The organism is Desulfurella sp., from assembly GCF_049977265.1.
Taxonomy (GTDB): domain Bacteria; phylum Campylobacterota_A; class Desulfurellia; order Desulfurellales; family Desulfurellaceae; genus Desulfurella.
On sequence record NZ_JBMFGQ010000003.1, the window covers coordinates 59401 to 69323 of the forward strand.

At 30.7% G+C, this 9923-nt stretch carries 9 protein-coding genes and 1 pseudogene; all 10 read right to left on the minus strand.

Annotation, left to right across the window (positions count from 1 at the left end):
• Positions 1–13 precede the first annotated feature (13 nt).
• Positions 14–1945 (minus strand): alpha-amylase/4-alpha-glucanotransferase domain-containing protein, encoded by a 1932-nt coding sequence (locus tag ACP5FO_RS01490; RefSeq protein WP_428156911.1) that lies wholly within the window; start codon positions 1943–1945, stop codon positions 14–16.
• Positions 1942–2787: a hypothetical protein gene (locus ACP5FO_RS01495; RefSeq protein WP_428156912.1), complete on the minus strand. Its 846-nt coding sequence runs from the start codon at positions 2785–2787 to the stop codon at positions 1942–1944. Before ACP5FO_RS01495 ends, ACP5FO_RS01490 begins: the two co-directional genes overlap by 4 nt.
• The gene (locus ACP5FO_RS01500; protein ID WP_428156913.1) at positions 2753–4387 is read right to left on the minus strand and encodes a CTP synthase; all 1635 of its coding nucleotides are present in this window, start codon (positions 4385–4387) and stop codon (positions 2753–2755) included. The genes ACP5FO_RS01495 and ACP5FO_RS01500 overlap by 35 nt, the downstream gene beginning before the upstream one ends.
• A gap of 71 nt (positions 4388–4458) precedes the next feature.
• Positions 4459–5649 (minus strand): sensor histidine kinase, encoded by a 1191-nt coding sequence (locus ACP5FO_RS01505; protein WP_428156914.1) that lies wholly within the window; start codon positions 5647–5649, stop codon positions 4459–4461.
• A 13-nt stretch (positions 5650–5662) separates the two neighbouring features.
• Entirely contained in the window at positions 5663–6331 is a 669-nt protein-coding gene (locus ACP5FO_RS01510) for a winged helix-turn-helix domain-containing protein (RefSeq protein WP_428106882.1), read from the minus strand.
• Positions 6332–6334: 3 nt separating this feature from the next.
• A complete protein-coding gene (gene phoU / locus ACP5FO_RS01515; protein WP_272979615.1) occupies positions 6335–6994 on the minus strand; it encodes a phosphate signaling complex protein PhoU in 660 nt (219 codons plus the stop codon).
• Between the two features lie 8 nt (positions 6995–7002).
• Positions 7003–7782, minus strand: coding sequence for a phosphate ABC transporter ATP-binding protein PstB (gene pstB, locus ACP5FO_RS01520; RefSeq protein ID WP_428106875.1), 780 nt, complete (start codon positions 7780–7782; stop codon positions 7003–7005).
• Positions 7779–8612, minus strand: coding sequence for a phosphate ABC transporter permease PstA (gene pstA, locus ACP5FO_RS01525; protein ID WP_428156915.1), 834 nt, complete (start codon positions 8610–8612; stop codon positions 7779–7781). Before pstA ends, pstB begins: the two co-directional genes overlap by 4 nt.
• A 1-nt stretch (position 8613) precedes the next feature.
• On the minus strand, positions 8614–9540 hold the full coding sequence (gene pstC / locus ACP5FO_RS01530) for a phosphate ABC transporter permease subunit PstC (RefSeq protein WP_428106869.1): 927 nt from the start codon (positions 9538–9540) through the stop codon (positions 8614–8616).
• Positions 9541–9586: 46 nt separating this feature from the next.
• Positions 9587–9923 (minus strand): annotated as a pseudogene (locus ACP5FO_RS01535) (phosphate ABC transporter substrate-binding protein PstS); the annotation flags it as partial.

Here is a 9923-nt window from a genome sequence, read left to right on the forward strand (position 1 = left end):
GACCCCGCCTTCTTTAGAATAAATTAAATTTCACGCTAAACATAGGCATATCGCATTTAATAAACAGACAGGTTTGTTGGTAAAGTTTTTCTATACCGCTTTCAGATAAAGAAACACTATATACTGGTACAAGAAAAACATTCGTTGGTGTAAAATTTAAATTAAAGTACAATTTTCTGTAGTTATCGGCAAATAAAATATTGTCAGTTAGCTCTTCTACGAAAGAATCCATTTTATATTCTTTTTCGTTTATTATAATTTGCTTATCAAAAAATGCACTTAAAAAAGTAAAGTTTAGCTCTTCATATAAAACTACGTTCTGAGGATTGTAGACGTCAACTATTAAGCTATTATTGTCCATGGTGTACGATTTTCGAATATCAAAACTTTTATTTTCTAGGTGTAAACTATATTCCAAAGCTTTTGCACTGTATTTAAGTATTTCATTATTCTGATCAAAAGAACTCTCAAAAATCTCTTTTATTGTCAAATCTTTTTTAACAATATGATCAACAAAGCTATATCTGTTATTTTTATCATAAAAAATAGAATTTTCTAAATTATCTTTAGCAATTATTTGAGAATGTATGCTTTCAACGTTAGAGTTTTGTTTTTTGTAATCTATTTTTGTATGGTAGAATTCTTTATGTCTTTTTACTGTGTTTGTTATATTGAAATTAAAAGGTTTTATGTCAAACTCAAAAATTGAACCACTATAATTAGGTTTAACAAAAACATTAAAAATACTATTGCTCAAAACATACTCAACACAATAATCATTATCTATATCAGCCAAAGTTACAGTATTTTCAAAATTAGCCGCAGATATAATATTTTCGTAAACTGCATTTCTTAAGTGTGGCATATAGAGACCACCAAAAATACCATGCCAATAAGCGTCATTGCATTGTGCATCAAAAAATTGTTCAGTTTTTTGTTTATCTTTCATGTCTAAAAATTGTTTTACAAATAATACACGCTTATGCATGTTATTGGCTTCATCATATTTTGCCAAAAAATTGCGCCATGTGCCACCTTGTATGAAATGTTTTTGAGAGTCATACAAATTTATAGATTTAATTTTGTCCATATACTCATTGTATTGTTTTTGAGCCTCAAAACCTAAAGCCCACTCACCAAGTTCAGTGTATGAACCAGTTGGTGGGTTAGCTCTTTTAAGTAAACCAGTGTAATTCGCGAAAAAATATTTTGGCAAAACAAACTCTACAACGTTGTTAATCTGATTTAAAAAATTCTCTAACCAGGCGCTTTTGTAAACCCAATCGTATGTACCCGGCCAAATACCAAATTTTTCACCATCATCCGCAAACACAAAAAATGATTCATCGTCAAAATTATTAAAGTAATCAATTGTTTCTTGAGGTTGTCTAAAAGGTATAGTATAGCGTAAAACTTCATTTGAAGCCAAAAGTTTAACCTTTGAAAAAAGATTGTCTGCAACAAAAACTGTATTTAGAATCTCACTTTCTTGAACGCCACAGCGTTTTAAATGGATATCATCTATTACTACATACTCAAGCGGATCAATGACGCTTGGCAAATCTGGCTCCCAAGCGCGCTCAGCAAGCCATATTCCAGAAGGCTTGCAACCAAATAAATCATAAACCAAATTATTCATGTATTCAATCTGAGCTTTTGACGAATCAAAATCCCAAACTGGCAAAATACTTTCTGCAAAGCTTCCACCAAGTATCTCTACCTTGTTTTTGGATACGAGCTGCCTGATAAGATTAATAAAATCGGGCTTGTTTTTTGCAAGCCATCTTAAAAGCGGGCCAGAATAGTGAATTGCAAACTTAAAGCTGTCAAACTTAGAGGCTACTTCAAGAAATGGTAGGTAAGCTTTATTAAAAGCTTCCTCAAATACACTATCAAAATTGCCTATAGGTTGGTGATTGTGTACTACAAAGATAAATTTCTTCACTTTTGCACCATCCAGTTAAAAATTTTTAATTTTAATGGCAGTAAATTACGAATATTTGAACTTTTATATAACTTATCCAAATCATACAAAATAGAAAGTAAACTTTCAAGTTTTTTTTTACCCAAAATGCTTAAAATTCTTTTATAGTATGGTTTTGACGGTTCCATTAAATTGTAAAATTCTAAAAAAGCATTAAAAAAGATTGTAGAAAGCATTGCAATTAATATTAAAGGATAATCGTTGTATTTATCTAAAAAAGTACTAAAAAGCTGAAAATTTCTGTGTATAATTGCATCTACTGCTTCAAAATTTGATATTTCGTTTTCTAAAAAATCAATTTCGGTTTTATATTCCGACAAAATAAGTTTTTCAGCTAATATATAAAGTGCAGTTGCATTGTTATAAAAGTCACTATTACTAATTTTTTCTATAAAGTTACTATCTAAATTTTTTATTTTGCTTTTTAAGTAAGCCTTTATCTCTTGTTTTGTAAGCGGTCTAAAGTTTACTATTGAATCTGATTTTAGCTTATTTGAACATTTTATTGGATCTATTATTATTATGTTATTTAATGGCTTAATATGAATAAGCTGTTCAAGCTCAAAGTTCAATCTTACATGCTTTATTACTTTTGTGCTAAATAAATCATCTGAACACAAATGAGCAACATCACTTGAAAACTGCTCAAAAGTCATATAAAAAAATTTTTGTATCTTCAAATTCTCTGGTTTAGATAATCTATCAATATATGTGCGTTTTAAAAAGTAATCGTCACTATTAAAAATATAAAGATTTCTGATTTTTCTTTCAGAAATCTCTTTTTTTAACTCGTCTTGATTCATAAGCATAACTAACAAAAGCTTTAATAAGTGGATGAGAGTTCAATGGTTTTGATTGAAATTCTGGATGAAATTGAACGGCAATAAAAAAAGGATGATTTTTAAGTTCTACAATTTCAATAAGTTTATCATCTGGGCTTTTACCACTAAATATAAACCCTGCTTCTTCAAATAATTTCATATAGGAAGTATTAAACTCATACCTATGTCTGTGTCTTTCGTAAATTAATGTTTGATTGTAAATCTTGTGTGCAAGAGTGTTTTCTTCAATAACACAAGGGTAACTACCAAGCCTCATTGTGCCACCAAGTTTCTTGGAGTTTCCTTCAATATAAATACCATCTTTAACCCATTTATCTGCAATGTGAATAACTTGATTTGGGCTTTTTTCATCAAATTCTTGAGAATTTGCATCTAACTTTAAAACATTTCTTGCAAACTCAATTACAGCTGTTTGCATACCAAGGCAAATTCCAAGATATGCTATGGAATTTTCCCTTGCATATTGAATTGCCATGACCTTTCCATCAATACCCCTTGAGCCAAAGCCGCCTGCAACCAAAATCCCATCAACACCATTAAGTAGACTTACGCCATCTTTTTCCAATTCTTCGGAATCAACCCAGCGCAAATTTACCTTTATATTTAAACTACCACCACAATGCACAAAAGACTCGATTAAACTTTTATAGGCTTCTTTTAGCGAAACATACTTACCAACAAAAGCAATTTCTACTGCATCTTTTGGATACTTAATAGAATGAACCATTTTTTTCCATTCATTTATATCAACACCGTTATCTGGCAAATCAAGTTTTTCTAATACAGCAATATCAAGACCTTCCTGGTTTAGCGCAACGGGTACTTCATAAACTGTATCAACATCACATGCATTAATTACATAATTTTTATCGACATTACAAAACAATGCAATTTTTTGTTTTAGTGCATCATCAAGGGCAATCTCGCTTCTTGCAATAATTATATCTGGCTGAATACCCAATGATTGTAGCTCTTTGACGCTGTGTTGCGTAGGTTTGGTTTTTAGCTCATCTGTGACTTTAATGTATGGAACAAGCGTAACATGTATGAATACAGCATTTTTGCTACCAAGTTCTAACTTTAGCTGCCTAATAGCCTCTAAGTACGGCAACCCTTCAATATCACCAATTGTTCCACCAATTTCTACAAGCAAAATATCTTTATTCAAAGCAGCTTTTTTAATACGTTGTTTTATCTCATCTGTGATGTGAGGTATAACTTGAACAGTAGCTCCCAAATAATCGCCTCTTCGCTCTCTTTCAATAACGCTATAATATACTTGCCCTGTGGTAAAATTATTATCTTTGGTTAGCTTTAAGCCAGTAAAGCGCTCATAATGGCCTAAATCCAAATCTGTTTCTGAGCCATCGTCTAAAACATATACTTCTCCATGTTGATATGGATTCATAGTACCAGGATCTATATTGATATAAGGATCAATTTTTAGCATAGAAATATTGAAACCTCTTTTTTTTAGCAAAAAACCCAAAGAAGAACTTGATATACCTTTTCCTAAAGATGAAACAACACCACCTGTTATAAAAATATACTTAGTATCCATAGATTACCTCTTTTTCTAAGATAAAAATAAACACATCTCAATTATACCACAATAGTAATTTTTTACAAAAACTATTCGACTTTCTTTGGAAACGTCAACCTAAACAAACTGCCTAAACCAACCGTACTTTCTAATTCAATAAAACCATTATAAAGCAACACAAGATGTTTGACAATAGCAAGACCAAGCCCACTGCCCTTGCTTTTAATCTTATAAAAACGCTCAAATATCTTTTCCTGTTGGTTTTTTTCAATTCCTATGCCGCTATCTTCAACTTCAAAAAAATAAAAATTATCATCTTCATAACATTTTAGTTTTATATAACCTTCTTTTGTATAAAAAAATGCATTGTCAAGCAAATTGTTTAATATTGTTTTTAAGTGGTATTCATTAAAAGGGATTGTTTTTAGTGAACATTCTTTTATAAATTCAATATTTTTGCTACTTATTAAGTGATTAATGTTTAGCTCTAAAAGCAAAGACTCAATATTCACATCCGTCAAGTTATCGGTAGAGTGCTTAAAATGTTCAATCTCAGCTAACTGCAAAATATTATTTATCAAATCATTTAAATTTAGAGCATTTTTGTGTATGTATTTCAAAAATTTGCTTTGATCCTTTTTGTCTATATCTTTATTCAACAGTAAAGTCTCTGCGTAACCAACAATACTTGTAATTGGGGTCTTGAGCTCGTGTGATGCATTTGAAAAAAAATTCATTTTCATAGCTTGGTAAGATTCTTCTTTGGTTATATCTTCGATTATTATTATATAACCATTTTCTATTGAAATTTTGTTGAATTTTAAAATTTTATGCTCAAATTCAACTTTTTGAAAATTCTCTTTTATAAACTTATCAAAAAGTGCCAATACTTTATAATTTTTCCAGCCATCAATTATAGATTGTCCCTGCTCTATATTGCAACCGAAAATAAAAGAAATGTAGCTATTTGATAATATAACTGTATTTTTGCTATCAACAAGCAAAACGCCTAGTTTAATATTTTCTATAATTTTTAAAAGATTTGATCTGTGAAGACTAAGTTTATCAATTTTTTGAGATTGTCTTTCACTAATCTTACTAACAATGGGAAAAACTCTAAAAAAAACATTACCATGATTTTGAAAACTTTCTTGAATAAAATGGCTAAATCCTTCTATAAGTATAATTGTTAGAATAGCATATAAAATTAAACTTAAAAAAAATAAATGAAATAAATGAAAAACAGCTAAACTAATAAGAAAATTAAATAATAAAATCAAAAAAAATAAAAATTTATAAAATAAGGCCATAACCTACTTTTGGCTTTGACTTGATTATATCTGATTTAGTACCCAATTTTTTACGCAAAGATGATATATGAACATCAACTGTCCTGGTTTGCACTTGACTATCGTAACCCCAAACTTTTGTAAATAACTCTTCACGTGAAAAAATTTTATTGGGGTTTGATAAAAAAAGTCTCAAAACTTCAAATTCTTTAGTCGTTAAATCAATGATTTTATTGTCTAAATATGCACTAAATGTATTTAGATCAAGCTCTATGCCATTAAATATTAGTTTATTATCTTTTTTTTCAATTCTTCTTAATAATGCTTTTATCTTAGCTATTAAAACTTTTACAGAAAATGGCTTGACAATGTAATCGTCTGCTCCATCTGCAAGCAATTTTGTTATTATACTTTCTTGCGATTTTGCACTCAAAATAATTATAGCAATGTCTTTGTACTCATTTTTAGATTTTAATAATCTAAGGAAATCTTCCCCTTGCAAACCAGGAAGCATAAGATCCAATATTATAACATTGGGTATAAAATCCTTCAAAAGAAGCATTGCATAATTGGCATCACCTGCGATAACTGTTTTGAAGCCTTCTTTGTTTAAGTTGAATTCAATTAAGTGAGATATTGTTTCTTCATCTTCTACAATTAGTATATTAAACATTTCTTATAAATCTTTGATGCGTTTGTGCTTAAAAATTTCACCCGTTGCTATATAAAGTGATAATTCTGCAATATTTGTAGCTTCATCTGCAATACGCTCTATAGCGCGTGCTATAAAAATCATTGGTATAGTCAAAATTGAAGCATTTTGCTCATTTGTCATCTGTGCCATCTCTTTAATTATAGATAACTCACATTTATCAACATAATCATCGCTTTTTATAACAGAAATAGCTTTAGAATAATCTTTAGAAAAAAAGGAATCAAGTGCTGTTTCAAGCATAATAATAGTCTTGTCTTTCATATTGGAAATTTCACTCGTATCAACTCTAAAATCTACAAAATCAATTTTTTCTACCCATTCTGCAATATTTGTAGCATTATCAGCAATACGCTCCAGAAATGTATTGATTTTTAAAGCAGATAAAACAATCCTTAGATCTTCAGCCAAAGGCCACCTTAGGGCTATTAAGTTTGCACAAAACTCATCTATATCATTATCCAAAGCATCGACTTCATCATCAAGTTCTTTTACTTTTTGAGCCAACTCCAGGTCTTTATTTATTAATGAATCAATAGAGTAAATAAACATACGTGTAGCTGCCTGTGCCATATTTGAAATTTTTACCCTCAATTGTCTTAAATCTTCATCTAACAGTCTCATATATGCTCCTATCCAAACCTACCCATGATGTAATCTTGTGTTTTTTTATCTTTTGGGTTTGTAAACATTATATTTGTTTTATCGTACTCAATAACTTCACCATCCATTAAAAAAAGTGTATATTCAGATACACGAGCTGCTTGTTGCAAATTATGTGTTACTGCTATAATAGTCAACTTTTTCGAAAGTTCAACCATTAAATCTTCAATTTTTGATGTTGATATAGGATCAAGTGAAGCGGTAGATTCATCAAACACCAAAACTTCAGGGTCAACTGCAATTGCACGTGCAATGCACAATCTTTGCTGCTGACCACCGGATAAATTTGTGGCAAGCTTATCAAGTCTATCTTTTACTTCATCCCAAAGTGCAGCATTTTTTAGGGCTTTTTCTACTCTATCTTTTAATTCTTTTTTATTCTTTATACCTTTTAATTTTAAACCAAATGCAATGTTTTCGAAAATTGACATAGGAAAAGCGGTAGGTTTTTGAAAAACCATACCAACTCTATCTCTTAACTCTATCAAATCTATTTTAGGATCCAAAATATTTGTATCATCAATAAAAATTTCACCTTCGTATCGATTATTTGCATATAAATCATGCATACGGTTAAAACACCTTGCAAGCGTAGTTTTGCCGGATCCAGATGGTCCAATGAGTGCCAAAATCGTGTTTTCTTTCACGCAAAAATTTAGATCTTTTAAAGCAATCTTGTTGCCATAATAAAAATTAAAATTCCTTACATCAATTTTTTGTTTCCCATCGATTTTACAAATATATTTCAACGACTAAACCTCCAATAAGAAAACAATCTGCTTGCAATATTAAATAACAAAACGCTAAAAGTCAAAATTATTGCGGCAGCCCATGCTAAATGGTGCCAGCTATCATATGGTCCCATAGCGTAATCATACATTGTTACAGTTAGAGTTGCTATAGGTTTGTTTAGTTTGTAACTTTCAAAATTACTGTTAAATGATGTAAACAAAAGCGGAGCCGTCTCACCTAAAATTCGCGATATAGCAAGCAATATAACACTCACTATACCAACAATAGCTTCTTTTGCTACAACTTTAAAAATTACTATGTACTTTGGTGCCCCAAGTGCATAAGCTGCTTCTCTTAACTCATTTGGCACAAGCTTTAATATATTATCTATAGAGCTTATTACAATTGGTATCATAAGCAAAGCAAGCGCAATAGAACCTGCAATAACAGAAAAGCCACCCATTGGCACAACGACCAACGCATAAACAAAAATACCTATTATTATGGAAGGAATACTTGTCATGGCATCAGAAACATTCCTAATAACATTAGATAAAAAACTATCTTTGCCATATTCACTCAAATATATACCACCAAGTATGCCAGTTGGTATACCAAGCAGTGATGCTAAACCTACAACTTCCAATTGGCCAAAAATAGCAAACTTTAAACCACCACCTTCATCTCCAGGTGATACAGCATTTTGTGTAAATACAGACCAGTTAATATAATGAAAGCCTTTTTCAATTAAACTGACAATTATCCAAAACAAAAAAAATAATCCAATAAATGCACTAATTGTAGAAATAGATAATCCAATATAATTTTTTATTTTGCGTTTTCTCATTTTAATTTCCCGTTTTTCTCAAAAAAAACATTTTTGATCCAATAATCAAAAGAAAACTCAGCAAAAATAAAATAAGAGCCAATAAATACATTGAGGATAAATATAAATGAGAACTTGCTTCTGTAAACTCATTTGCAATTGTTGCAGTAACTGTAGTGGTTGCAGACATTAATGATGTAGGAAGACTGTCCTGATTTCCTATAACAAATGTTACAGCCATAGTTTCTCCTATTGCCCTTCCTAAACTTATAAGCACAGCGCCAATGATAGCACTTTTTGAATATCTAAACATAACTTTTGAGATAGTTTCCCATTTTGTTGCACCAAGCGCATATGCAGATTCTTTAAGTAAATCTGGTGTTATTTTTAGTGCGTCTCTAGCCAGCGCTGCAGTAAATGGTATGATCATTATTGCGAGCACAACACTGGCCGTAAATAGACTTACACTCGAAGAATACCCATAAAAATATTGGCCAATAACAGGCAGTTTTGCAAGTGTAGAATTAAATAACGGTTGTACATATTTTTCAATCAATGGACCTAAATAAAATAGACCCCAAAAACCATAAATTACACTAGGAATAGCTGCAAGCAATTCTATAGCTATCCCAATTGATGTTTTTAAAAAATTTGGACAAATTTCAACTAAAAAAATTGCTATACCAAGTGCTATAGGTATAGCAATAATAGCCGAAATAACTGTTGTTAGAAATGTGCCAACAAGAGCAATCAAACCACCAAATTTATCAAAAGCAGGGGACCATACGTTGCTTGTTATAAAGCTAAAAAAACCAAAATGGCTTATCGCATCCTTTGAATTTATATACAAAACTAAAAACAAACCAAAGATTACAAGTAAAGCAAGATATGCAAAAAACATAGAAATATGCTTGAGAAAAAAATCTATTATAATAAACTTCTTCTTCATTGTTTATCCAACTTTTAAAAAATAGGGAAGACACCTCCCCTATTTTTTAAAATTTATTTTCACCTAAATACTTAAATATCAAATTCTTTGCAGACTGTGGCAGTGGAATATAGCCTAAACTTTCAGCAGCTTTGTCACCATGAGCAAAACCCCACTTGAAAAAGTTCACTGCCTCTTTATGTTGAGGAATTAGTTGCTTTGGTATAAGTACAAAAGTACCAGAAACAATTGGCCATGTTTTTGCACCTGGCTGGTTAACTAAAGCTTCACAGAAACCATTATTTGCTTGCCATTTTGCTTTTGCTGCTGCCTCTTTAAATGCCGCAACACTTGGTATAACCCATTTACCTGCTTTGTTTTGCAATTCTACGCTTGTTAGATGA